The sequence below is a fragment of the Paraburkholderia podalyriae genome (assembly GCF_014397785.1).
GTDB lineage: Bacteria > Pseudomonadota > Gammaproteobacteria > Burkholderiales > Burkholderiaceae > Paraburkholderia > Paraburkholderia podalyriae.
The window spans coordinates 136,601-159,798 of sequence record NZ_VZQQ01000005.1; the positions used below are offsets into that span (position 1 = coordinate 136,601).

Annotated in this window: 22 protein-coding genes; 11 read left to right on the forward strand and 11 right to left on the reverse strand. The window is 61.2% G+C overall.

The annotated features are described in order from the left end of the window. Nucleotides 1-17 precede the first annotated feature (17 nt). Complete coding sequence (locus tag F6X42_RS07655) at nt 18-1,949, reverse strand: AMP-binding protein (RefSeq protein WP_246530008.1); 1,932 nt, start codon at nt 1,947-1,949, stop codon at nt 18-20. Between the two features lie 354 nt (nt 1,950-2,303). On the opposite strand from F6X42_RS07655, the gene bktB reads away from it, so the two are divergent. Further along, complete coding sequence (bktB, locus tag F6X42_RS07660; RefSeq protein WP_187633612.1) at nt 2,304-3,485, forward strand: beta-ketothiolase BktB; 1,182 nt, start codon at nt 2,304-2,306, stop codon at nt 3,483-3,485. 40 nt (nt 3,486-3,525) lie between these two features. Then, complete coding sequence (locus tag F6X42_RS07665) at nt 3,526-5,181, forward strand: MBL fold metallo-hydrolase (protein ID WP_187633613.1); 1,656 nt, start codon at nt 3,526-3,528, stop codon at nt 5,179-5,181. 87 nt (nt 5,182-5,268) lie between these two features. On the opposite strand, the gene F6X42_RS07670 is transcribed toward F6X42_RS07665, so the two are convergent. Further along, on the reverse strand, nt 5,269-6,246 hold the full coding sequence (locus tag F6X42_RS07670; protein WP_187633614.1) for an NAD(P)H-dependent flavin oxidoreductase: 978 nt from the start codon (nt 6,244-6,246) through the stop codon (nt 5,269-5,271). Nucleotides 6,247-6,441: 195 nt separating this feature from the next. Here F6X42_RS07670 and folE point away from each other — a divergent pair, with 195 nt between their 5' ends. Next, the gene (folE, locus tag F6X42_RS07675; protein ID WP_187633615.1) at nt 6,442-7,077 is read left to right on the forward strand and encodes a GTP cyclohydrolase I FolE; all 636 of its coding nucleotides are present in this window, start codon (nt 6,442-6,444) and stop codon (nt 7,075-7,077) included. Nucleotides 7,078-7,168: 91 nt separating this feature from the next. Here folE and F6X42_RS07680 read toward each other — a convergent pair whose 3' ends face one another. The 5 genes from F6X42_RS07680 to F6X42_RS07700 form a co-directional block, all read right to left on the reverse strand. Continuing rightward, nucleotides 7,169-7,711 (reverse strand): nuclear transport factor 2 family protein, encoded by a 543-nt coding sequence (locus F6X42_RS07680; protein ID WP_187633616.1) that lies wholly within the window; start codon nt 7,709-7,711, stop codon nt 7,169-7,171. An 11-nt stretch (nt 7,712-7,722) separates the two neighbouring features. Further along, a complete protein-coding gene (locus tag F6X42_RS43880) occupies nt 7,723-7,926 on the reverse strand; it encodes a hypothetical protein (RefSeq protein WP_246530009.1) in 204 nt (67 codons plus the stop codon). A gap of 107 nt (nt 7,927-8,033) precedes the next feature. Further along, nucleotides 8,034-8,231: a hypothetical protein gene (locus F6X42_RS07690; RefSeq protein ID WP_187633618.1), complete on the reverse strand. Its 198-nt coding sequence runs from the start codon at nt 8,229-8,231 to the stop codon at nt 8,034-8,036. A 283-nt stretch (nt 8,232-8,514) separates the two neighbouring features. Continuing rightward, nucleotides 8,515-9,300, reverse strand: coding sequence for an SDR family NAD(P)-dependent oxidoreductase (locus F6X42_RS07695; RefSeq protein ID WP_187633619.1), 786 nt, complete (start codon nt 9,298-9,300; stop codon nt 8,515-8,517). Between the two features lie 149 nt (nt 9,301-9,449). Next, nucleotides 9,450-10,349: a LysR family transcriptional regulator gene (locus tag F6X42_RS07700; protein WP_187633620.1), complete on the reverse strand. Its 900-nt coding sequence runs from the start codon at nt 10,347-10,349 to the stop codon at nt 9,450-9,452. 271 nt (nt 10,350-10,620) lie between these two features. On the opposite strand from F6X42_RS07700, the gene F6X42_RS07705 reads away from it, so the two are divergent. Next, nucleotides 10,621-11,601 carry a LysR family transcriptional regulator gene (locus F6X42_RS07705; RefSeq protein WP_187633621.1) on the forward strand — a complete coding sequence of 327 codons (981 nt, stop codon included), beginning with the start codon at nt 10,621-10,623 and terminating at the stop codon, nt 11,599-11,601. 13 nt (nt 11,602-11,614) lie between these two features. On the opposite strand, the gene F6X42_RS07710 is transcribed toward F6X42_RS07705, so the two are convergent. Continuing rightward, nucleotides 11,615-12,589: a GlxA family transcriptional regulator gene (locus F6X42_RS07710; RefSeq protein WP_312892546.1), complete on the reverse strand. Its 975-nt coding sequence runs from the start codon at nt 12,587-12,589 to the stop codon at nt 11,615-11,617. A gap of 179 nt (nt 12,590-12,768) precedes the next feature. On the opposite strand from F6X42_RS07710, the gene F6X42_RS07715 reads away from it, so the two are divergent. From F6X42_RS07715 to F6X42_RS07735, 5 genes are all read left to right on the forward strand, one after another. Further along, a complete protein-coding gene (locus F6X42_RS07715) occupies nt 12,769-13,197 on the forward strand; it encodes a carboxymuconolactone decarboxylase family protein (protein WP_008917662.1) in 429 nt (142 codons plus the stop codon). A gap of 39 nt (nt 13,198-13,236) precedes the next feature. After that, nucleotides 13,237-14,220 (forward strand): phytanoyl-CoA dioxygenase family protein, encoded by a 984-nt coding sequence (locus F6X42_RS07720; RefSeq protein WP_187633622.1) that lies wholly within the window; start codon nt 13,237-13,239, stop codon nt 14,218-14,220. A gap of 263 nt (nt 14,221-14,483) precedes the next feature. After that, nucleotides 14,484-15,401 (forward strand): NmrA family NAD(P)-binding protein, encoded by a 918-nt coding sequence (locus F6X42_RS07725; RefSeq protein ID WP_187633623.1) that lies wholly within the window; start codon nt 14,484-14,486, stop codon nt 15,399-15,401. Between the two features lie 48 nt (nt 15,402-15,449). Continuing rightward, nucleotides 15,450-16,298: an alpha/beta fold hydrolase gene (locus tag F6X42_RS07730; RefSeq protein WP_187633624.1), complete on the forward strand. Its 849-nt coding sequence runs from the start codon at nt 15,450-15,452 to the stop codon at nt 16,296-16,298. Next, nucleotides 16,295-17,875, forward strand: a complete 1,581-nt coding sequence (locus F6X42_RS07735) for an AMP-binding protein (protein WP_187633625.1) — start codon at nt 16,295-16,297, stop codon at nt 17,873-17,875. Before F6X42_RS07730 ends, F6X42_RS07735 begins: the two co-directional genes overlap by 4 nt. 18 nt (nt 17,876-17,893) lie before the next feature. On the opposite strand, the gene F6X42_RS07740 is transcribed toward F6X42_RS07735, so the two are convergent. The 3 genes from F6X42_RS07740 to F6X42_RS07750 all read right to left on the reverse strand — a co-directional run bounded on the left by F6X42_RS07740 (nt 17,894) and on the right by F6X42_RS07750 (nt 21,020). Further along, nucleotides 17,894-18,769, reverse strand: coding sequence for an enoyl-CoA hydratase-related protein (locus tag F6X42_RS07740; RefSeq protein WP_187633626.1), 876 nt, complete (start codon nt 18,767-18,769; stop codon nt 17,894-17,896). Nucleotides 18,770-18,816: 47 nt separating this feature from the next. Next, nucleotides 18,817-19,767 carry a spirocyclase AveC family protein gene (locus F6X42_RS07745; protein ID WP_187633627.1) on the reverse strand — a complete coding sequence of 317 codons (951 nt, stop codon included), beginning with the start codon at nt 19,765-19,767 and terminating at the stop codon, nt 18,817-18,819. A 110-nt stretch (nt 19,768-19,877) separates the two neighbouring features. Then, entirely contained in the window at nt 19,878-21,020 is a 1,143-nt protein-coding gene (locus F6X42_RS07750; RefSeq protein ID WP_222945510.1) for a phosphotransferase, read from the reverse strand. Nucleotides 21,021-21,364: 344 nt separating this feature from the next. Between F6X42_RS07750 and F6X42_RS07755 the strand changes: the two genes are divergently transcribed. Together F6X42_RS07755 and F6X42_RS07760 are read left to right on the forward strand one after the other, a co-directional pair. After that, on the forward strand, nt 21,365-22,168 hold the full coding sequence (locus F6X42_RS07755) for an SDR family NAD(P)-dependent oxidoreductase (protein WP_187633628.1): 804 nt from the start codon (nt 21,365-21,367) through the stop codon (nt 22,166-22,168). A 129-nt stretch (nt 22,169-22,297) separates the two neighbouring features. Beyond that, entirely contained in the window at nt 22,298-23,104 is an 807-nt protein-coding gene (locus F6X42_RS07760) for an SDR family NAD(P)-dependent oxidoreductase (RefSeq protein WP_187633629.1), read from the forward strand. Nucleotides 23,105-23,198 lie beyond the last annotated feature (94 nt).

Consider the following 23,198-nt stretch of genomic DNA (forward strand, 5'->3'; position numbering starts at 1 on the left):
TTTAGCTTCCAGCGTTTTCAGTACGTTGAACCGCGGCGCGCGCCTCGATCTGCACCGGCTGCTGCGCCAGCGTTGCCGACCAGTGTGCGCGGCGTGGGGGGCATGCAATAAAGCTCGTCCACGACACCGCGCCGTCGCTCGAGCACATTGCGTTGGCTGATCGCGCTCTTTGCACTCAATTCGCCGTTATCGAGCGTCGGCTGCTCGCTTTCGAGCACGATGCGCGCAATGCGCGTAGAGCTGCCGCCAGGCCGCGCGGCGAGCCGGTCGAGTCCGGTCTGGAAGAACGCGCGCACGCCGCGGCTGTTGATGATCTGGTCGGCGTCCGGCATCGGATCGTGAAGGTCGTCGCAAAGCGCACGGCACGCTTCGATGTCAGGGAACACGAGCGCGGTCAGGTAGTCGCGGTCGTGCCCCGCAATCACGATGTCCCGCGCATACGGGCCCAACACGTTCAGCGCGTACAGTCGCAACTCGGCGACGTTGACCCAGGTACCCGAGGACAGCTTGAAATTTTCCGCGATCCGTCCGTCGAAGCGCAGTCCAAGTTCGAGGCGCTGCGGGTCGATGAACGTTGCTGCGTCACCGGAGCAGAAATAGCCTTCCTCGTCGAACGCGGCGGCGGTGCGCTCGGGATCTTTCCAGTAGCCGGGCGTCACACAGTCGCCGAGGAAGCGGATTTCCAGCTTCGCGCCGACCGGCGCCACCTTCACTTTGACGCCGGGCACGGGCAATCCCGCAATCGCTTCCCGTCGCGGATCCCAGGCCGCCGATAAGGGCGTTGGGCCCGCTTCCGTGCTGCCGATGCCCGACATGATGAGCACACGCTGGCCGATGGTACGCACCGCGAGCTCGTCGAGTTGAGCCCAGATGTATTTCGGCAGGCTTGCGCCGCCGTAGTAGATGAGCGCAAGTTTGCTGAAGAATTTCTCGCGCAGCGCCTTGTCCGCCTGCAGATGCGGAATGAGCGAGGCCAACCCTTGCGGCGTATTGAGGTAGACCGCCGGTGCGATTTCACGCAATGCCTGCACTGTCGGGCCAATTTCTTCCGGCGTTGGCTTGCCTGGGTCCAGGTAGTAAGTCCCCCCGCCGTACAGCACCATGCCGAAGTTATGCGTGCCGCCAAAAGTGTGATGCCACGGCAGCCAGTCGACGAGGTCCGATGGCCCGTCCTGAAGAAACGCGAACACCTGGGCGACTTGCTGTCGATTGCTGCACAACATGCGCTGCGGGTAGATCACGCCTTTCGGTGCGCCTGTCGTTCCCGAAGTAAACATGATCTTGCCCACCGTATCCGGGCCGACCGCCTTGAACGCCTCGTCGACGTCGGCTGTAACCGGCGTCTTCAGCCACTCCGCGACGCGCGATCCGCCACGCCCCTCCGGCAACGGACCGACGACGACACATTCCACGTCGCCGAACACCTCACGCAATGCGCGGCCATACTGCGCGCCGTCCTCCGCGAAGACGAGGCCGGGCGTGCATACCGCCGCGAGTTGCTTGAGCTTCGAAAAGTCCTGCGATAACAGCGAATACGCGGGCGTCACCGGAATATAGGGAATCCCGACGTGCAATGCGGCGAGCGCGAAGAGCGCGTGTTCAAAGCTTCGATCCGAGAGAATCATCAACGGACGAGACGGCGACAATCCTCGATCGAGCAGCACCTGCCCCAGCGCACGCGCACCGTCGAACGCCTGGCGGTAGGTCAGAGATTCCCATGACTTGCCGTCCGGCGTCCGCCGCGCAAGCAACGCGCGCTCGGGCGTGACGCTCGCCCAGTGTTCGAGCCGCTCCGTCAAGCGGACGGGATACGGTTCGAGCGGTTCCTTCAGTTCATACACCACGCTTCCGTCTGGCCTTCGCTCGACGATGGCGTCCATGCTGCCGACGCGAATCGGGCGAAACGGCACATCCATCAGGGCATCGTGCGAAGCCGTACCTGCATCCATCTGAGTCGTCCTGTTGTTATCTGGCAAGTCATGTCCCGCGAGCGCTCGCATCGCCTTCCGATACCAGGAAATGTTGCGGGCCAAGTTCAACCAATAATTGAACGTCGATCATCTTGCTGAACCAGAATAACGCGAAATCCCAGCCACGTCTATCCGTTGTCACCCACAAGAAAGGCCTGATAGCACGTACGCAATCTGCCGCGAATGACGTGCGCAATGTCCGGCGCGATTGCAGCTTTGCGCATCGCACAACGACGTGGACAGAAAACACAAAATGCGCTACTTTCTGAACGCTATTCGTATTGTTAAACATGACACCGGATCGTAACCGATTACCGGAACCAAGGAGCCATCATGTCGGAAGAGGTTGTCGTCACCGCTGCCGTTCGCACCGCTATTGGAGACTTCGGTGGCGCGCTATCGAGCATTCCGCCCACGACGCTAGGCGCAACGGTCGTTCGCGCGCTGCTCGAGCGTTCGAATCTGCCGGGTGAAGAGGTGGGCCACGTGGTGTTTGGCAACGTGATTCATACGGAGCCTCGCGACATGTATCTCGCGCGCGTCGCCGCGATGGAAGGCGGTGTCAGCGCGGACGCACCGGCACTGACGCTCAACAGGCTATGCGGCTCCGGCCTCCAGGCAATCATCTCCGCTGCACAAGCTATCGCGCTCGGCGACACGGAAATTGCGATCGGCGCGGGTGCAGAAAGCATGTCGCGCGCGGCATACGTTGCGAGCGGCGCGCGTTGGGGTTCGCGCATGGGCGACATCCGCCTGATCGACATGATGGCCGGCGCGTTGACCGATCCGTTCAGCGCTTGCCATATGGGCGTAACCGCGGAGAACGTCGCAAAGAAGTACGGCATTTCGCGCGACGACCAGGACCTGCTCGCCGTCGAATCGCACCGGCGCGCTGCGCAAGCTATTCATGACGGCAACTTCCGCGAGCAGATCGTGCCCGTAGCGCTGCGCACGAAAAAGGGCGAAACGGTTTTTGACACCGATGAGCATGTGCGGTCGGGCACGACCATCGCCGATCTCGCCAAATTGCGCCCAGCGTTCCAGAAAGACGGTACGGTCACGGCCGGCAATGCGTCGGGACTCAACGACGGCGCGGCTGCAGTCCTGCTGATGGCCCGTCGCACCGCCGAACAACGAGACCTTCGTCCGCTTGCGCGACTCGTTTCGTGGGCTCACGCGGGCGTCGATCCGCTATACATGGGCATCGGCCCGGTACCTGCGACACGCAAGGCGCTGCAGCGCGCGGGTTTGACCGTCGCGGATCTCGATGTGATCGAAGCGAACGAGGCGTTCGCCGCTCAAGCTTGCGCCGTGGCGAAGGAGCTGGAATTCGACAGCGCAAAGGTCAACCCGAACGGATCGGGCATCTCGCTCGGTCATCCGATCGGCGCAACCGGCGCCGTCATTGCGGTCAAGGCCATTCACGAGTTGCATCGTTGCGGTGGGCGCTATGCGCTCGTGACCATGTGCATCGGCGGAGGTCAAGGCATCGCGGCCATCTTCGAGCGCATTTAGGGCTTCGCACAGCGTTATCCATTCAACCAGAGGGACAACCGTGGTACGCCCCGAACAACGACTCCACCCGCAACGGCAGCCGGTGGCACCACGCCCCGCTGCGACGATGCTGTTGCTACGCGACGCGCAATACGAGGGTTCGCGCACCATTGAAGTGCTGATGACACGACGTTCGGCGCAAGCGAGCTTCGCGCCGGGCGCGTTCGTCTTTCCTGGTGGCGCAATCGACCCGTCCGATGGACGAATCGCCGGCGGCGTACGACGGCGCCCCACGCAAGACGATACGCAAGCGGTTCAGGCCGTGGCCGCCATTCGGGAAACATTCGAAGAGCTCGGCGTGCTGCTGGCATGGCGACACGACGGCGGTTTCGTCGACGGCCACGATATTGCGAGGCTAGACCGGGCAACAGCGATCGAAGACCATTGCTCACAGCACGGCCTCACACTCGCCGCGGATCGTGTCTATCCGTTTGCGCATTGGATCACCGATCGCGATCTGCCGCGGCGCTTTGACGTGCAGTTTTTCGTGGCGCGCATGCCCGTCGGTCAAACCGCTGTCGCGGACGGCGCCGAGCAGTTCGAACCCGTGTGGGTCCGTCCCGACGAGGCACTGGCGCGCCACGCCTCGGGCGACTTCACGATGATCTTCCCGACCGTGCGAACGCTCGAACGCCTTCGCTCGTTCAACTCGGTTGAAGCACTGCTCACGGCGTGCAGGTCTGAAAGGTCGCTGTGGAGCAGTTGTCCGCGCGGTGGGTTGAGCTCAGGCAGTGTCGTGCGCTGTATGGAAGGTGACCCCTCATACGGGGAACTGCGTCTCGTGTGCCCCGACGGTCAGGTGCTCCACTCTCTGGATTGGCGATCGACGGAAACCGCCCCGCTTCTGGGAAACGTGATGCGGTTGACCGCCAGCAACAGCGGCTTGATGACGGGCCCAGGCACGAATAGCTACATCGTTGGCACGGTGGCGACCGGCTTCATCGTGATCGATCCTGGACCGGACGACCAGGCGCATCTTCAACGCATCTTCGCAGCTACGGGCGGCGATATTCGAATGATCGTCTGCACGCACTCCCACGTGGACCACGCACCCGGGGCGAGGCCACTGCAGTTTATGTGTCCGCACAAGCCGCCCGTCCTCGGTCGGTCGTCCGGGCCTGCCGACAGGGCAAGCCATCACTTCGTTCCGGACCGCGAATTGCTCGATGGCGATGTGCTGACACTTGCGCATGACGGTGACACGCATCGATTGCTCGTCGTCTCGACACCGGGGCACGCAAGCAACCACGTGTGCCTGGTCCTTCTGGAAGACGGACTGCTATTCAGCGGCGATCACATTCTGAATGGCAGCACGACCATCATCGATCCTCCCGACGGCAACATGACGGCGTACCTTACGTCACTCGACCGGTTGGACGCGATCTGCGCCGAACGTGAGATCGACTTCATTCTGCCCGCACATGGGTACGTGCTGGACCGAGCGCATGACCAGATCGCCCGCCTCAAGGCACACCGTCTCGCCCGGGAAGCGAAGATCGCCGGCGCGGTAAAGGCACTGCCGACCGGTTCGATCGACGACTGGCTGCGTCTTGCTTATACCGATGTTCCCGAAAGGCTCTGGCCAGCGGCATCCCGGTCGCTGCTGGCGCACCTCGAACGACTCGACGAACAACGTCGTCCGACTTCGCAGGCTTGATTGCGATCGAAACGCATGCATCGGCTGCCACGCTCGCTAAAACCGTGGGCGCGGGCAGCCTTGCTCGACGGTCGTCTTTTTGCGGACTCAGCTCTCTTCTACTAGCGCGGCCAGCCGGCCATGAATGAGTGCGCGCGCCTCGGCGACCATCCGACTCACGAGTTCCGCGCAGGTGGGAATATCCTCGATAAGCCCGATTGCGAGGCCAGCCGGAAACGTTCCGTCTTCGGTGTCACCCGTCTCGTACACTCGCTTACCGCGCTCACCGCTCACCAGCGGCTTGAGATCCGCAAACGTCACACCCTCTTTTTGTTCGAGTTCCAACACCTGCTCCGCTACCGAATTCCTGAAGATACGCGACGTGTTCTTCAGCGTGCGGAAGATCAACGCTGTATTGCGCTCGTCATGCTCTACGAGCCTGCGCTTGACGTTCTCGTGAATCGGCGCCTCCCGCGTCGCCATGAAACGCGTACCCATATTGATCCCATCCGCGCCGAGCGCGAGCGCGGCGACCATGCCGCGCGCATCGGCAATGCCGCCTGAAGCCAGCATCGGAATACGCAGTTTCGCGGCCGCGGCCGGCAACAGGATCAGATTGGGCACGTCGTCCTCGCCCGGATGTCCGGCGCACTCGAATCCGTCCACGCTCACGGCGTCGCAGCCCAACGCCTCCGCTTTCAGCGCGTGACGCACCGACGTGCACTTGTGGATGACCTTGATTCCCGCAGCCTTGAATGCGGGCATATACGGCTCGGGATTGCGTCCCGCCGTCTCGACGATTTTCACACCGTTCTCCACGACCGCTTGCACGTACTCGTCGTACGGCACTGGCTTGATCGTCGGCAGAATGGTCAGGTTGACGGCGAACGGCTGATCCGTCATTGAGCGAACCCGAGCGATCTCGTTGCGCAGCGCCTCGGGCGTGGGCTGCGTCAGAGCGGTGATGGTGCCGAGCGCACCGGCGTTCGAGACGGCGGCGGCAAGTTCAGCGCGACCCACCCACATCATGCCTCCTTGAACAATGGGGTATCGAATCCCAAGCAGCTGTGTAATGCGTGTTTTCATGTGCTGATCCCTGTGTAAGTGCAACCTGATTTTTCGCCCCGCAGTGCTCGAACGTCGCGTGTAAGGTTCGCGCCGGTCGTTTGTATTTACGAACATCGTGCAATTATATACACTTCCTCCACATCGCCGACACTCGTGTGCCGCACTCGCGGACGCCGATGCGATTGCACGAGGCATGAATGATCAGGAGAGTTGATGAACAAGCGAGACAATCAGATTGGCGCTGAGGAAGCGTCGATTCGCCCCACCCGGGACCAGGCGGAACAAGCCGTGCGTACGCTGATCCGATGGGCCGGTGACAATCCCGAAAGGGAAGGTCTCATTCAAACTCCTGCACGGGTCGCGCGCGCGTACCGCGAGTTCTTCTCGGGCTATGACTCCAATCCGATGCAGATTCTCGCCACCACGTTTTCCGAAGTGGATGGCTACGATGAGATGGTGGTACTAAAGGACATCCGTTTCGAGAGCTACTGCGAACACCATATGGTGCCCATCATCGGACGTGCGCACGTTGCCTACTTGCCCGAGCATCGCGTGGTCGGCATCTCCAAACTCGCGCGCCTCGTCGATGTCTATGCCAAGCGCCTGCAGATTCAGGAGAAGATGACCGTTCAGATCGCCGATGCGCTGAACACCGTGCTGCAGCCGAAGGGAGTCGCTGTCATTCTCGAAGCCGCGCATCAGTGCATGAGTACGCGAGGCGTGCATAAGCCCGGCGCATCGCTGGTGACGAGTCGAATGCTGGGCGCATTCCGTGACGATCCCTCCACCCGCCGCGAGTTTCTGTCGATTGTCGGTCACAGCACGATTGCGCCACTACCCAATAGCTGAAAGCCAACGTCGGCTTCCTGCCGACGTTGGCTCTGATGGCAAATCGATGCTGGTATCCGTGGCAAGCGCCGTTGCGGGCTTGCGTACGGCTTTAAACCTCGCTGGGTTGGCGCGTCTTTAAAGGCCGTTCGTAAGAGACGTCTTCACGATTTCGTGCACTGACGCCGTTGCCCATCAGGATTTCGCGCCACGCAGAGGGCACTTCCGCAGGGGTCAGTTCGTTGATCGCTTCGGAGACGCAGACACGGGCGGCAATCGCCCATACGCCATCACGCTTTTCGAAGCGGTCGATATAGCGCCCCACCGCTAGCGTGTCCGGCTTGACGCGATTTTCTCCGAAGAAGAGCCAGTACGTCTCGCCGTGCGCCTCGTCGCCCCGCAATTCGACGCTATGATTGAACACCATATGGTGGTGCGACAACTGATGCTCGGTATGGTACGCAAAGGCCCAGTCGACGAATTCCTCTGCATTCCCGACGAATGCGCCGTGGTCGTCGATTGCGTCCGGATGATACGCCGACAGCGTCAATTCCCGGTCCATGCGATCGACGCCGCGGCAATAGCGGTGCACGCATTCGAGTATGTCCTGCTTATCCAACAGTGCTTCGACGCGCGTGCTCAACTCTTCGTTCATGGTTTCTACCGTTAGATAGTCATGGCGACAAAAAAGACGACCGCACCGATCACGGCGCCAATGAAGCAGTAACCCTCGCCTGTCGACAAATCGGCTTCCTGCGCTCGCGCACGGCTCGCAATCGCACATCCGACGATGCCCGCCAATGCCGTCGCTCCAAGCACGGCAAACATCATCACGACGTCGAAGAGTGCCGACCGGCCTAGCTCTTCCATGCGCAGATCGCGTTGCAGCAGCCAGACCGCCGCCGCCGAAATCGACAGCAAAATGAGCGGGAGCCATACCCTACGCGCTTCTCGAGCGCTCTCGCGAGTCAGCGTTTTCATCGCGCCCGGCCCTCCGTCCGCAGCTTGCCCAGAATACGAGGCGCCATCGTGCCCAACACGCGCGCGGCCCAATTCGATGGTTTTGCGCGAGCCGATTCGTCCGACGACGGAGCGCGCTTTTCAGCGCGCTGGCGACGATAGTCGTACGTATAGTCCGCAAGAGGACCACGTAAATCGCTGTCGAGAAAGTACATCGCATGTCTCCGATCAGGCCTATGCCTCTCGGGCGCTTGCATGGCGCCTCTTGATGGACATCCTAGGCCATGGAATATGGTTATGCAACAGGTCGTTCAATTAATGACGTCGGTGTTTTCACTACCCGACAACGCAATAGACCGATGCACATGCGCGAGCGCCCGCTACGCACATGGACGTGTGTGCGAACGGGTCGGCAATCAATCGAGGAAAGGGAATGGCAGCGCTAAGCCGCGTTCTCGACGCAGCTTAGCGATTCGAAAGTGACACGTAGACGAGCAATCAGGAGACCTGGAAGCCGCCGTCGACAGCGAGAAGCTGACCGGTGACATAGTCCGATGCCGGCGACGCGAAAAACAACACTGCCCTGGCGATATCGGAGGCGACGCCGATGCGGCCGAGCGGCATTCGGCCAGGTTGGGTGATCGGCCCGTGGGCCTGATGAACCTTCGTCGATGCGGCCGCGCCCTCGGTTGCCACGCCGCCTGGCAGCACTGCGTTCACGCGAATTCCGTCTGCTGCGAATTCGAGAGCTGCCACCTTGGTGAGGTTGTTAACACCCGCCTTCGATGCGCCGTAGTCACCGTTGTCGAAAATCACCGGCTGTAGCGAAGCCACCGACGAAATATTGATAATGGATCCGCCGTTTTTGGCACCTTGCATTCGCTTGATCGCTTCGCGCATGCAGAGGAAGGTGCCGCGCAAGTTGATGCCGAGAACCTTGTCCCACTTTTCCGCCGACGTCTCGACGAATTGCGTCTTCGGATAGATGCCCGCGTTGTTCACGAGAATGTCGAGGCGCCCAAGTTTGGCCTGCACCGTTTCGTACATCGCAAGAATCGACGATTCATCGCCGATGTCCACTTTGACCGCGATAGCCTTGCCAGACGCAGTTTCGATTTGTTTGGCCGTCTGCTGCGCCGCTTCCTCATTCAGGTCCGCCGCGACCACCGCTGCGCCCGCCGACGCCAGCAGCAAAGCCGTCTCGCGACCGATGCCTGAGCCTGCCCCGGTTACCACCGCCACTTTCTGATCGAGATTGAAAAGACTCGCCACATTGGTGCTCATTGCTCCTCCTTTGGCTCGCCGCGCGAGCGGGTTGTTTTCTGAACGTCATTCGCAAAGATAAACACGTCACTTTGGCGTGTCAAGGTGAACGACAAGCAGATGACGAAAGGAGCAGCATGGACGAAGCTGTGGAGCAGTGCGATTGCGTATCACCCCGCCGCCGGCGACGCGATATCGCGCATGATGTCGAGCATCGAACGGTGGTAGGGCTTGTGAGGCCTATCCTCCCACACCAGCGACACCTCAGTTTCGCCTGAAGCCGGAACATCCTCGATGTCGACGAAGGCGACACCCTCGACGGGCAGGTATCGCGCCGAGTCCAGCATCAGACCGATGCCCAGTTCATGAGACACGAGGTTGAGCATCGTGTATGGATGGCGCGCTTGCTGGGTCACCCGCGGCGACAGCCCCGCCTCGCGGCGCGCTGTCTCGAACGCAGCGAACAGCGGCTGCGACATCTGCTGAGGGAACATGATGAGCGGGTATCGCGCGAGATCCGCGATACGAATTGAAGGCTGCGCCGCGACGGGCCACTTCGCCGGAACCGCGGCCACCACACGCAGACGCTCGATGACCACGCTTTCCAAACCGGAGACATCCGCCGAGCTGGTGACTACCACGCCCAGGTCGATGCTGCCGTTTTTCACGCTGGCGACGGTCAAAGCACTGCCGCGCTCGATCAACCGGACGTCAACGCCCGGCCATTGCTTGCGAAGCCCCTGGATGGCTAGCGGCATGATTCGCAGCGCACACATCGGCACGAACGCTACGCTCAGGCTCGCCAGTTCGTCGGCGGCTTGCCGCACGCGCCGCTCGGCCAGCTCCGCTTGCGCGATCAGCGGCTTCGCTTCCGCGAGCAACGCGGCTCCGGCGGGTGTGAGCGAAACGCCTCGCGGTGTACGTTCGAGCAGCTTGATACCAAGCTGCTCCTCCAGCCGCATGATCGACTGGCTGAGCGGCGGCTGCGCCATGCCCAGGCGCGCAGCCGCACGGCCAAAGTGCTGGGTCTCCGCAACCGCGACGAAGTGTCTGAGATGCCGCAATTCCATGACGTGATATGGCTTTGATATCGGGTGCCGCCAGCATATCGCCTTTGTCCCGCTGCGGTGCACTGCGGACGAACCCTGGCCATATCGGGTGCGCACTATCTTGACGTCCAACACCGTTCAACATACGCTTTAGAATGCCGTTCTACAATACGAACAATGACCGAGGCGGCTCGGATGAGCTGGAACAGGTATGGGGCAAGAGAACTTCGGGTTCGACAACATGACAAATCTCGATTACGTCGATTGATGTAATTTTTTTCATTAATTGACGATGCCCGAAATCCGAAACCTGCAGCCTTTCGTTCAGGCCGTCCGTTGCGGCAGCTTCATCGCCGCAGCCACCCGGCTCCAGGTCACACCGCCTGCCATCAGCAAGAGCATTGCCGCGCTGGAGCGTGAGCTGGGCGTGCGTCTTTTCAACCGGACCACCCGCAAGCTCAGTCTCACGAGCGAAGGGCGGCAGTTCTTTCAACGCGTGGCGCCGTTGTTGAGTCAACTGAACGAAGCCGTCGCGGATGTGCGGCGCAGCCCCGAGCATCCTGAGGGATTGATCAAAGTTTCGGTGACGCCCACGTTCGGAAGGCATTGTCTGACTCCGGTGATCGCGGAGTTTCTTCATCGCTATCCACTCGTCGAAATCGACATCAACTACGACGAAACTGCGCCAAGCCTGGTCAATGACGGTGTCGACGTCAGCATCCAGCACGCGCGGGGACGCGGGACCAACCATGTCTGCCGTCCGCTGTGTGGCTACCCTATCGTACTGGTCGCGAGCCGGGACTACCTCGAACGCAAGGGCGTGCCGCAATCACCGGATGAACTGGCGGAACATGACTTCGTCGGCATCCGGATGCCTTTTGGACTCGCAGCGCTTCATATCGAACGCTTGCCCGGAAGCACACGAAAAGGCGCCGCGCGCAGGGAAAAAACGTTCATCCATCATCCCCGCGGCCGCCTCACCGTGGCGGGTCAGCCGAATGTCAGCCTCATCGCCGCGATCAGCGGTGCCGGCATCACGCCGTCCTCGGTGCCTGTGGTGCTGCCGTATCTGCATTCCGGAGCACTCAGGATCGTCCTTCCCGAATACAGGGTGCGCGCAGACGAGGCGGACGGTGTGGGGCCACGCATTTACGTGCACTATCCGCACCGCCAGTATCTGCCCGCGAAAGTCAGGGTTTTCGTGGACTATCTCCTTGAACGCTTTCGGACAACCGATATCGGCAAAGCGGAACTCGACAAATATTCGGCCTGAACGTTGGCCGCTTTCATTCGCGATCCGTGCCGCGCCGCCGATACGCAGAAGGACTCGTCGAAACGTACTTGTGAAAGATGTTGCGAAATGCGCGCACGTCCGAATAGCCGACCATCACGGCGATCTGCTCGATGGATATCTGCGTGTTACGCAACATTCGCTTTGCAGACTCGATGCGCAGTGAGCTCGCATAGGCACGTGGCGTCATGCCCAGGCTTCGTGTAAAGCGCCGCAGCAACGTGGCGTGACTGACGGCGAGGAGGTCCGCCAGCGCGCTGATCTTGAAGTCCTGAGCGAAGCGCTGAGCGAGCCAGAATTGCGCGCTGCTCACGAGCGGATCGTCGCTCGTCAGGCGGCCTTCCTCGCGCTCGCCGTCCGTTCCTGTCGTCGATGCGAGCCATTGGGCGGTATGCGGAGATATTGCACGATCGACGAGGCGGGCCACGAGTTGCCACTCGCTTGCGGGCACGCTGCAAGTGTGCACGCCGTCGTGCTCGGCGATCGTGGAGCCAGTGTCCACGCGCACCTTTGGGAAGCGCGACCGGAACAGGCTTCTGAGCACTCGCGGGACCGCCGCTGCGCCGCCGTCGAGCAGCCCCGCCTGCGCGAGCAGCGCTCCTCCCGTGCCGCTCGCGGCCAACACCGCTCCCCGCGCACGCTGCCAGCGCAACCACTCCGTCACGGGCCCGGCGTGGTCGAGCAGCGTTGCAAGCGCCTCTTCACTGGCCACGGCGAAAGCCGGTACATAAACGATGCGGTACTCCGTATCGCCGAGCAGGTTCCCGTCACTCTCCATCCTTCGCCCGCCGGCGAACTCCAGGCTGTTTCCGTCGGCGCCCAGAAGGCGTACCTGGGTCTTCATCGTGTGCCGGTACGGGGGTGCGAACTGGGTGAATATCTGTCGTGCAATCAGCGCGAATCCGTCTACCAGCGCGCCGACGCTCGACAGATAACTGCCTGGCAGCACGAGCGCGGCAACGTCCTTCACTGGCTCGGTCGGGGCGGTGGGCTTGCGAATTTCGATCCCCCAATATGCAGATTTTGATCCTCTTTCGCCGCGATCTTAGCACGCATCATCGTCGGTATCGCCGGCGACAACAACGGCGGGAACACGGAGTCGCATCCGCTATCAATAGCCGCGCCGCCGCGGTTAAACAGGAGACACAAATGAAGAGCCTCGAAGAAAAACTTGCCTATGGCTTAAAGGTATTCGGCGAAATCATGGGTGAAGACAAGGCAGCGGGCTTACGTGCCGCAAGCGAGTCCACCGGCTTCGGTTCCGACATTTCACGCCTTGCCATCAACTACGCGTTCGCCGATGTATGGGGCGACGACAAACTCGAGCGCAAGCAGCGCAGCCTCGTCACGCTGGGCATTCTCATCGCCAGCCGGCAGACGCTCGAACTGAAGAACCACGTCCGCATTGCCGTGCGCAACGGTCTGAGCGCACGCGAACTCGAAGGGGTGCTGATTCAGGCGCTTCCGTATGCAGGCTTCCCGGCCGTCGCCTCCGCTACCACGGCCGTTTTGGAGACGCTGCGGGAACTTGGCATCGACACCACGACCCGCACTTCGGAAGAACGCGGGTTGCTGTGAGCCGACATCAGAGCGCCCTGCGACTAAAGGAGACAATTGATGAGCACACCAAGCGTGGATATCGTGCCGACGATGCGCGACTTCAACGTTTCCAACGATCTGCTCGACGATCACGCCGCGCTGCAAGAACGCTGGAACGAAGACGGCTATCTGTTCTTTCGCGACGTTCTCGACCACGAGCCGCTGGAGCGCATGCGCGGTCTGCTAGTCGATCACCTCGACCGCAACGGCTTCGTGGACCGCAACGACCGGGACGTGCGATGGACTGGCAAAGACCGCGAAAATTTCAGCTTTTTTCCCGTGAAGGCGATGAACGAGCAGCGTGCGGCACGCACCGTGATGGCAGACCCCGCAGTTCGTGCATTCTTTCAGCGGCTCTTCGGCGTACCGCTTTATTGGGTACCTTTCACCGAATACCGCACGTCGCCGCCCGCTATCGACAAAAGCCGCACCCGCTTCGACTTCATTCATGAAGATGCGATCTACAGCGACCGCCTCGATTTCATCATCTGCTGGATTCCGCTGAGTGATATCGATGCGCAAGTCGGCGGACTGGCCGTGGCCGAAGGATTGCATAAGCTTGCGTGCCTGCACAGGAAGGACGGCGACAAAATCGTCCCCATCGATCTCGCGAGCGTGCCAGAAGACGCATGGCGCCGCACCAACTACCGCTTGGGCGACGTCCTGTTGATGAGCCGACGCACGCCGCACTCTGGTCTCAGCAATCATTCGGACCGTTTTCGTCTGTCACTCGACACGCGCATCCTGCCGCACGGCGGAAGTTTCCCGTTTGAGCCCCGCTTGCCCTATGTGGGCACGCTAACGTCGATCGCATCGGACCAGATCGTCGTGCGCGACGCGCAGGGTGAACATGTGTTGCGACTCGACGACACGAGTTATCTGCGCGGCCTCCAGGGCAACCGCCTGCGCGGAGACGAAATTGCCGGGGTTTATCAGCCGGGATCCGAGGTGATCGTGGCGCATGAAGGCGGCCTCGTTCAAACGCTGCGCCCGCAGCATTGATCGTCGTGTCAGGCGCAAAGACGAAGCTTCGTCTTTGCGCCTCGCGCCATTCGCCTTGCTCTCTGGCGTGGCAATTCCGGAGCATCGATCACCGAATCCGCTGCTCGCGGTTTTCTGAACATCGTGCTAATATCGGAACGAATGCTGGCTGGGCACGAGGCCGCGCGCCTGCAATGACTGTCACCGGGTTAGCAGCATCACGCGCAAGCTGCCCAAGCGTGACACGCCTGGCCAACGTCTAACGTTCGACCTCGGGACAAGTCATGATCGATTCATCCGGCGCGGTACTCGTCATCGGCGCCACTGGCGCACAAGGAGGCGCCGCGGCTCGCCATCTTCTTGCGGCTGGACGCAATGTACGCTTCCTGACACGAAATCCAGACTCGCCGGTTGCGCGGGCACTCGTCGAAATGGATGCGCAGGCGCTACGGGGAGATCTGGACGACCGCCACTTGCTCGCAAAAGCGATGGAGGGCGTCGGTTCCGTCTTCTCCGTTCTCCTGCCTGATTTTGATCGCAGCGACAGGGAACGCCGCCAGGGTTTTGCGCTCGTCAACGCAGCGCGCAACGCGGAGGTCCCGCAGTTCGTTCACACCTCCGTGGCGCAGGCCGGCAATCATGAGACGTTTCCTGGCTGGAGCGAGAAACGTTGGAACCGAAAATACTGGACGGACAAATGGGACGTGGAAGAGGCCGTTCGCGCCGCGGGTTTCGAATCGTGGACGGTCTTGCAACCGGCATTCATGATGGACAATCTCGCTGAGCCGAAAGCGGGCGCGATGTTTCCGCACCTGCGCGAAGGCTTGCTGCTCAGCGCGTTGCTATCCGACGCACGACTCGACTGGATTGCCGCCGACGACGTGGGCGCGCTCGCGGCCAGCGCGCTAAGCGATCCGCAACGGTGGCACGGTGAGACAGTGCCGCTGGCGTCGGAAAAGCTCACGATGTCTGAAGTTGCGCATCGCCTGAACAATGTTCTGGGCGCACAGATCAACGTTTCGCACGTGTCACCAGATGAAGCCCGAGCAAAGGGGCTCTCAACCGGATGGGTGAATGCACAGGAATGGATCAACGCGGTCGGTTATCGCGTCGATATCGATTCGCTTTCCGAACGTGGTGTTCAGCTCACCCCGATGCTGGACTGGATCGACGCGAATCGACAGCACATCGTACTCGCATAGCTGGTCTGTGGACCGCGTGTGCAAGCCTCAGGCAATGGAAAATCCGCAATGAATGACCGTGTCCCTTCATGGTTCGACCATGCCCTGGCCGAGCCGCGTCGATCTCACTTCACCGAAGGCGGCGGGGTGACTGTCCACTATGTCTCGTGGAACGCCGCAGACACCGGTAAGCCGCCACTCGTCTTCACACACGGTTTTCTCGGGCACACGCACTGGTGGGACTTCATTGCACCCTTCTTCACCGATCGCTTTCGCGTCTTTGCTCTGGATTTCAGCGGCATGGGCGACAGCGCGTACAGGCGGGAATACAGCGCCGACGTTTTCGTGCGCGACCTCGTCGCTGTCGTGGATGCAATCGGCTCTGGACCGTGCGTCGCGGTGGGCCACAGTTTCGGCGGATCGCGTCTGCTCCAGGCGTGCGCGACCTTTTCCGACCGTCTCTCGCATGCAGTCGTGCTCGATTCGTATTTCATGCTACGCGGCGAAACCTTGCCCGTAGTGGAACGACGCCCGCCGCCCCGTCCCTATCCGGACTGGCATACTGCGGTCAGTCGCTTTCGACTCATCCCGGAACAAGATTGCGAGCCGTGGCTGCTCGAGCATCTCGCGCAGACATCACTTCGTCAAACCGCAGACGGCTGGGTATGGCGCTTTGACCCGAAGTTGCGGAATCTCCAGCCGGTCGAAGGCGAAGAAGACCTGCTGAGCCGCATCGCGGTTCCCGTCAGCTACGTTCACGCCGAGTGCAGCAGCGTGGTCAGCGCCGATCGCGCGCGCCGCATCGTAGCTGCGATTCCCGGCGCGAAGGGTCCGATCACGATGCCACGCGCAGGCCATCACATGATGCTTGACCAGCCACTCGCGCTGGTGAGCCTCTTGCGAGCCTTGTTAGCATGAATTCCAATCTGCGCGAATCGAAAACTGCGCCGTGGTCGAGCGGTTTGCCTCTCGCGGCCCTGATTGCGCGCGCCGTCGAAAAGCACGGAGCGACGCCACTCCATTTTCATACCCAGGGCGGTGCCTACACTTGCACGACCGAGTCCCTGCTGCACGACGCGAAAGAGATTGGCAAGGCACTCACAGCCATCGGTCTGCGTCGAGGCGATGTGATCGCGATACAACTTCCCACACAGCGCGAGACTGCGCTTCTGTATCTGGCTGCACTGGAGATCGGTGCGGTACTCGTGCCGATCGTACACATCTACGGTCCCGCCGAAGTCGGCTTCATCCTTCGACAATCCCGCGCCCGCGTTCTGTGCGTGCCCGATTTCTGGTCCCGAACCGACTACCTGGAGCGTGTCGCCGCGCTCCGCGACACGCCCGACCTCGAGCGCGTTATCGTCGTTGGCGATCGGGCGCCCTCGAACGGCATCACGTTTGGCGCGCTGCAACGACTCGCCGCGACAACGCATGAACACCGCCCTGCTGACCCGCCAACGTCGGAAGACATCTGCCTGCTGCTGTACACGTCAGGAACGACAACGTCGCCCAAAGGCGTGCAGCACTCTCATCGCACAGTAGGCGCGGAGTGGCAGATTCCGTTCATCGATGGGCCAGGGCCGTATCTGACGCCCTTCCCTGCTGGCCATATTGCAGGCTTCAATTTTCTGTTGCGTCCATTCATTACAGGCACCGAGATGGTGTTCATGGACCGATGGGACGCCTCGCTTGCCGCGCGACTGGTCGACGAGTATCGCGTGCGCCTTTCGGGTGGCACACCGTTTCATCTGCAGGGGCTCCTCGAAGCCGCCCGCCGCGACGGGCGCAGCCTGGCGTCCCTCGCTTGTTACGGTCTGGGCGGTACGGGTGTCACGCCGGAGCACGTCGCCATGGCCGATCGGGCCGGATTCGCGGGAACCCGCGCGTACGGACTGACCGAGCATTCGACAGTGAGTGTCGGCTGGGTCGATTCGCCTTTTGACATCCGGGCCTGCACGGACGGCCGCATTCAACCCGGCTCGCAGGTGCGCGTTGTCGACGAGTTGGACAGCGACCTGCCTGCCGGACGCGACGGCGAGATTCTGCTCAAGGGACCGGAGCTGTTTGTCGGCTACACCGACCCGGCGCTCAATGCGGCCGCGTTCACTCACGACGGATGGTTCCGGACCGGCGATATCGGCCGTCTCGACGAAAACGGCTGCCTGACCATCACGGATCGAAAGAAGGACATCGTGATTCGCGGAGGAGAAAATATATCGTCGCTCGAAGTAGAGCGAGTACTTGCCACTCACCCGGCCGTGCGCGATGTCGCCGTCGTGGCGCAGCCAGACGCACGATATGGCGAAAGAGTCTGTGCGGTCGTCGTCTTGCACGAACGCACGTCGCTCGACCTGAGCGCAGTCCAGACCCACTTTGCCGCCGCGGGCGTGGCGAAGCAAAAGACGCCCGAGCAACTTTGCATCGTTGCAGAGCTGCCGCGCACGCCTTCGGGAAAGGTGCGAAAAGGCGATCTGCGCAAGCAACTTTCCGCGTAGTGGCAAATCGGCTGGTGCTTACCGAGCGGAGCTGTCCCGGCGCGACTTGAAAAACCGATCTCGTTGCCTCAACACCTGTTCGGACGAAACGAGCCGATCGTAGATCGCACGCGCCGCGGCCATGCCGGCATCGAAATCGGGCGACTCGGCTGCGGCGGCGATCGCATTCAGACACTGGCTTTCTATTGCATCGCTACAACTGAGGCGTGAGCGCGCTTCAGCGACAATGGAAACCGGATCGCGATCAGGCAATGGCAACCGGCGAATCAATGGCAACGATGTACCGCCTATCTTCTCTCGCGCAAGCTCGATCGCAAGGCGCGACATTTCCTGCTCATCGCCATTGACGATCCGGTCAAATAACGCGGTGCCCCGGAAGGTTCCCGCGCGCACGATTTGAGCACCAAGAATGAATTCGATCGACTTTGCGAAGCCCAGCACACGCGGCAAGCGCTGCGTGCCGGACAAAGGGATCACGCCGAGCTTGCGTTCAGGCAGACCGATCTGCGCATTGTCCGCGACCACCCGGAAGTGACACACCAACGCGGTTTCCAGACCACCGCCGATGGCAAACCCGTGGATAGCGGCTACAACCGGCTTGTCGCTCGCCTCGATCACCGGATGAACGTGCAGCGACAACGCTGGCGAAGCTGTGGCAGCGGAAGTGCCGAACTCGCGGATATCACCTCCCGCGGAAAAGCCGCGTCCACTGCCATTGAGTACGATCGCGCGAACCCGCGCATCGCGCCGGGCCGCTTCAAACGCAGCGACGAGTCCGCGACGGATGCCTAGACCTAATCCGTTGACCGGCGGATGGCTCATCGTGACGATAGCGATTTCGTCTTCTACACGATACTCGACGTCGGCGAAGCGATGCGGCTTGCAATGCGTCATCGGTTATCCGCTGTGGCGTTCGACGATGGCGGGCACTGTGCGCCTACCTAACCGTTGTTAGCAAGCCAGCTCGGCATATCCGCCGGCCACGGATCGGCGTACACCGCGTGCACACCCATCGCGGTCGTGTAGGCCAGATTCAGTATGTTGCAAAACGCGATGAAAGCCAGCACCCGAAGCGCCGTGCGCACCGCTGGATGGCAACCGACCCGATCGACACCTCGCTCGATGGCCGTATATCCGTCTTCGTCGACGTTCAGCAGAAGGAAAGCCGACGCCACGAAAACAGACGGAAACAGCAGGAACTCATAGACCGGAAACTGGTAGTAATGACCGCCCCAGAAGGAGACACGCTGGAACGCACCCGGCCACGCGTCGAAGCCCATGAAGCGGCTGGCCGCGATGTCGAGCAACCCCATTGTCATCCAGATGGCGGCAAAACCAGCGAGTGCGAGTCGCACGTTGCCCGCGCGAGGCCAACGCTTACGGACCGCGCGCATCGCCCACAACGCCACTACGGCGGTGCCTGTAAAGGTATAGAAGTAGCTTGGCGCGTCGATCAGGATAGGCTCAGCGATGCGAGCATGGGACGATTGCCAGAATGGAATGAAGCGACACCAGCAGCCGTAGTTCAATGCATAGGCGTTATAGGTGAACATCGGGCGAAGAAAGTCCAGCCACGGATCAAGCCAATATGCCGAGAGCCAGCCGATCATCATCAAACGCACCGCGTCGATGCGGCGACTTTTGACGATTCCGTACACATACCAGATCGCTACGGGAATCAGGATCAGCACGCTGACCCACTGGTAATGGTCGATCGTCGCCTTCACGGATTCCGGTAGCGGATCCGCGCCCATCTCGACGGGGCGGAAGTCCTCCGAACGAATCCATGCGACGTAGGCGCGGATTTGTGCAAAAGCGAACAGCGCACCGAGCACTGCCCACGCATACACGCGGGGCCAGGTTGTGCTGCGTCGAGCGACCATTTCCGACATGCTTTGCCTCCTACATTATTCCCGGCATTCACATTCTTGAATATCGATCGTAAAACTGTACTCCTGCGGAGATGGCGGCGTCAAGTGCGTGTCGCTCGACGCCTGGTGGGTTATCGACCCATCAGGTCATGAACCTCGTGATCGAGTGCCGCCATTGCGAACCTTGGCGCAACTGCACAATTGTTGACTTCCACCTGCCACTCCACTGGATTCACGAGCCAGAAGAACAGCCCATAGACGATATGGCGCCGGTAGGCATCTAGCGCGCTTTCAAATGACGGCGGGTTGTTGACGCCGTGAAAGGCGAGCCGCTCAAGATAGTATTCGAGCAACGCACGCTCCCATCTCGGCCGATCCGCGATATCCAGAGCCGATATCAGGAAGTACGTGACGTCATGAGCCCACGGTCCGCGTCGATATGACTGCCAGTCGAGAAAGCCGGGCGTGCCGTCGCGGTCGAAATACAGGTTTCCGAGGTGAACATCGCCATGGAGAAACGTCATCGGCCCGATGCGGTCGAAAGCGCGCAGATCGAGGAGCGCCCGCTCCATCCAGTCACGATCGTGAAACCGCTTAGGCACGGCCGCCCCGCGCGGCAACTGGGTATAGCTGGCGAACACCTCGGGTTTCAACTGGCCCCAATGATAGGTGCCGGACTCGCCATCGGGCAGCGGGTCTTGCGACGCGAGCCACGCCAGTTCGCCATCGCTTTCGAGCGCAGGCGATTGCCAGAACTGCGCGTGCCACCGCGCTTGCGCGTCCAGGTTTGCCGCCGCCTGCGCAAACGTCAGCGTCCGCTGCACGCGACAGAACCCCACCTCCCGTGAACGTAGATCCTCGAGGATCACGATCGACTGCCCGCTTCGACTTTCGGTCTCCGCGTAGAAGCAGGCAGGCACATTTGCACGCAAGCAGGGATGGACTTCCTTGAAGAACTTCGCCTCGTATTCGTAGATGTAGGCGTTCAAGTTCCGATACTCGGGAACGAAACCGCCCTTGACGATCAGCGACTCCGGCAAGCCAAGCTCGCGCCCTGTTGCGTTGTAAGCAAGACGCACCCTGACTTTGGTAGCCGTGCCGTACATCACCTCGCCGATGGCCAGTGATTCGACGGCTACCCCTTCATGGCTGCGCGCGAACGCCGACGTCAGCCACGAAGGGGTGATGTCCTCAACCTGCAAAGGAAGCGTGCCGGTATCTGGCTGCGGTCGGTGCGTTTCCATCTCGGCGGGGCTTCTTTTCGCGACACTCATCTTGACGCCTCCTGTGAGTTGTATGGGCGTTCGCGCCGACATCATCATTGCCGGGCCGACGTTCTCCACGCGCATGTTGCGCGGCACGTCTGAAGACCCGCAACGAGGGAAATCCCGGCTGGTATTATCGTTGCGTTTTTGGAACGGCGTGCGTATTTTCGCTCACCCGTTCCGATTAGGCCCGCTAGCACGGCGCTGCGTCGCTCCATTCCTGCCGTTCGTTAGCGCGCGGGATTAGTGAAACCAGCTCACTCTAATTGTTCCCTACGGTAACCATTGCGCGTCGGACGTTGTCGCTAGAATTCCTAAAAAACGACGACACATAGCTCCCTGGAGACAACTCGATGACCACATCCTTGCTAGAGCGGCTATTCGGCATCGGCGGAAAAATCGCTGTCGTGACTGACAAGGGGTGCAATTCCAGCATCGATATCGCCCCTGTGCTGGCCGAGGCTGGTGCACGGGTCGTAGTCGCCGATCACAGCGCAGCGCACAGGCAATCGGTCGTCGACAAGATAGTTTCGGCGGGCGGCGAAGCAATCGCTATCGAGGCAGACGTGGAACGCGAAGCCTCCGTGATTGCGTTGTTCAATCAGGTCAGCGCAGCCTGGGGTAGCCCGGACATCGTGGTCAATTGCGCGGCCATGACCAATAACGGGCCGCTTACGGAGTTCTCCGAAGCCGCCTGGGACGAAGTGATGGCGATCGACCTGAAGTCTGTGTTCTTTTGCATGCGAGAAGCGATCAGGCACATGCTCGCCGCAGGCCGGGGTGGACGCATCGTGAACGTGACCACCATGGGAGCCACGCATGCCGTACTGAATGGCAATGGCGCCTACGGTGCCGCGCGAGCCGGCGTAGCGGGTTTGGTGCGCTCCGCAGCGCTGGACTACGCCCGCGACCAGATTCTCGTCAACTGCGTGCTTCCCGGTGCAGTGCCCGGCAAGGTTCGATTTCATCCGGATATGCAGGCTCGCCTGAAAACCGGAAAGCTCACGGGACCCGGTACGGATGCGGAGCGACGTCTGCCGCTCGGATGGGGCGATCCCGCCGATATTGCGGCCGCGGTGCTGTACCTCGCAGGGCCATCAGGCCGCTATATGACGGGCCAATCGATTACGCTCGACGGCGGATTTCTGATTAGCTGAAGACGTCCGCACCCGATCATCTTCACTGTCTGGTGAATGCCGATGAACTACAAACGATTGGGCCGCAGCGGCAAGACTTAAGCGAACCGAACAGCGCGACCTTCCTCGACACGCAAAACGGAGCATTCCATGTTTAGTGAAACCCAGATCGGCGTGCGCCTCGCGCAAATGTTCAATCTCACGGGCAAGACCGCCATAGTTACCGGCTCTGCGCAAGGTCTCGGCCGCGAGACTGCGCGACTGCTCGCCGAGGCCGGCGCCAAGGTCGTGATTGCCGACTTGAACCTCGATGCCGCGTCTGCAACAGCGTCGGATGTCGATGCGGACGGCGGCATTGCGATGCCATGCAAAGTCGACGTGGCCGACGAAGCGTCCGTCAAGGCGCTATTCGCGGCCGTAGATGCGAAGTTTGGCGGTGTCGACATTCTGATCAACAACGCGGCGCACCGTTCGAAGGCCGAATTCTTTGAAATGTCCGTCGAACAATGGGACCAGATGCAGGACGTCACGCTGCGGGGCACGTTCCTGTGTTGCCGCGAGGCTATCACGCGCATGAAGGCGAAGGGCGGCGGCGGCTCGATCGTCAACATCTCCTCCGTTGGCGCGCTTCGACCCACGCTGTGGGGCGTCAACGCCCATTACGACGCCGCGAAGGCCGGCGTGGACAGCATCACGCGATCACTGGCCAGCGAGTTCGCGGCCGACGGAATCCGCGTCAATTCAATCCTTCCAGGCGGCATGGCCAGCGAGGGCGGCAAGACCATCAGCGCGACATTCAAGATTCGAGGGCCGATCGTCGGCGCAGAACGGATTCCGATGGGACGAATGGCCGCCCCGATCGAGGTTGCCCAGAGCGTATTCTTTCTCGCAAGCCCTGCCGCAAGCTATGTCACCGGTCAGATCATCGCTGCGGACGGCGGCTTCATGGTCAGCTAGGCGGACAAGGTACCGCATGAACATACGAGAGCTACATCACTGATAGAGCAACGATTATCGGATGAAACTTGAAGGCGGTTCGCAACCCGGCTCC

Bases quoted from the DNA above. Each gene is read 5' to 3' on its own strand.
- F6X42_RS07655 (WP_246530008.1), bottom strand. From the start codon at position 1,949: ATGGATGCAGGTACGGCTTCGCACGATGCCCTGATGGATGTGCCGTTT.
- bktB (WP_187633612.1), top strand. From the start codon at position 2,304: ATGTCGGAAGAGGTTGTCGTCACCGCTGCCGTTCGCACCGCTATTGGA.
- F6X42_RS07670 (WP_187633614.1), bottom strand. From the start codon at position 6,246: ATGAAAACACGCATTACACAGCTGCTTGGGATTCGATACCCCATTGTT.
- folE (WP_187633615.1), top strand. From the start codon at position 6,442: ATGAACAAGCGAGACAATCAGATTGGCGCTGAGGAAGCGTCGATTCGC.
- F6X42_RS07680 (WP_187633616.1), bottom strand. From the start codon at position 7,711: ATGAACGAAGAGTTGAGCACGCGCGTCGAAGCACTGTTGGATAAGCAG.
- F6X42_RS43880 (WP_246530009.1), bottom strand. From the start codon at position 7,926: ATGGAAGAGCTAGGCCGGTCGGCACTCTTCGACGTCGTGATGATGTTT.
- F6X42_RS07690 (WP_187633618.1), bottom strand. From the start codon at position 8,231: ATGTACTTTCTCGACAGCGATTTACGTGGTCCTCTTGCGGACTATACG.
- F6X42_RS07695 (WP_187633619.1), bottom strand. From the start codon at position 9,300: ATGAGCACCAATGTGGCGAGTCTTTTCAATCTCGATCAGAAAGTGGCG.
- F6X42_RS07700 (WP_187633620.1), bottom strand. From the start codon at position 10,349: ATGGAATTGCGGCATCTCAGACACTTCGTCGCGGTTGCGGAGACCCAG.
- F6X42_RS07705 (WP_187633621.1), top strand. From the start codon at position 10,621: ATGCCCGAAATCCGAAACCTGCAGCCTTTCGTTCAGGCCGTCCGTTGC.
- F6X42_RS07715 (WP_008917662.1), top strand. From the start codon at position 12,769: ATGAAGAGCCTCGAAGAAAAACTTGCCTATGGCTTAAAGGTATTCGGC.
- F6X42_RS07720 (WP_187633622.1), top strand. From the start codon at position 13,237: ATGAGCACACCAAGCGTGGATATCGTGCCGACGATGCGCGACTTCAAC.
- F6X42_RS07725 (WP_187633623.1), top strand. From the start codon at position 14,484: ATGATCGATTCATCCGGCGCGGTACTCGTCATCGGCGCCACTGGCGCA.
- F6X42_RS07730 (WP_187633624.1), top strand. From the start codon at position 15,450: ATGAATGACCGTGTCCCTTCATGGTTCGACCATGCCCTGGCCGAGCCG.
- F6X42_RS07735 (WP_187633625.1), top strand. From the start codon at position 16,295: ATGAATTCCAATCTGCGCGAATCGAAAACTGCGCCGTGGTCGAGCGGT.
- F6X42_RS07740 (WP_187633626.1), bottom strand. From the start codon at position 18,769: ATGACGCATTGCAAGCCGCATCGCTTCGCCGACGTCGAGTATCGTGTA.
- F6X42_RS07745 (WP_187633627.1), bottom strand. From the start codon at position 19,767: ATGTCGGAAATGGTCGCTCGACGCAGCACAACCTGGCCCCGCGTGTAT.
- F6X42_RS07750 (WP_222945510.1), bottom strand. From the start codon at position 21,020: ATGAGTGTCGCGAAAAGAAGCCCCGCCGAGATGGAAACGCACCGACCG.
- F6X42_RS07755 (WP_187633628.1), top strand. From the start codon at position 21,365: ATGACCACATCCTTGCTAGAGCGGCTATTCGGCATCGGCGGAAAAATC.
- F6X42_RS07760 (WP_187633629.1), top strand. From the start codon at position 22,298: ATGTTTAGTGAAACCCAGATCGGCGTGCGCCTCGCGCAAATGTTCAAT.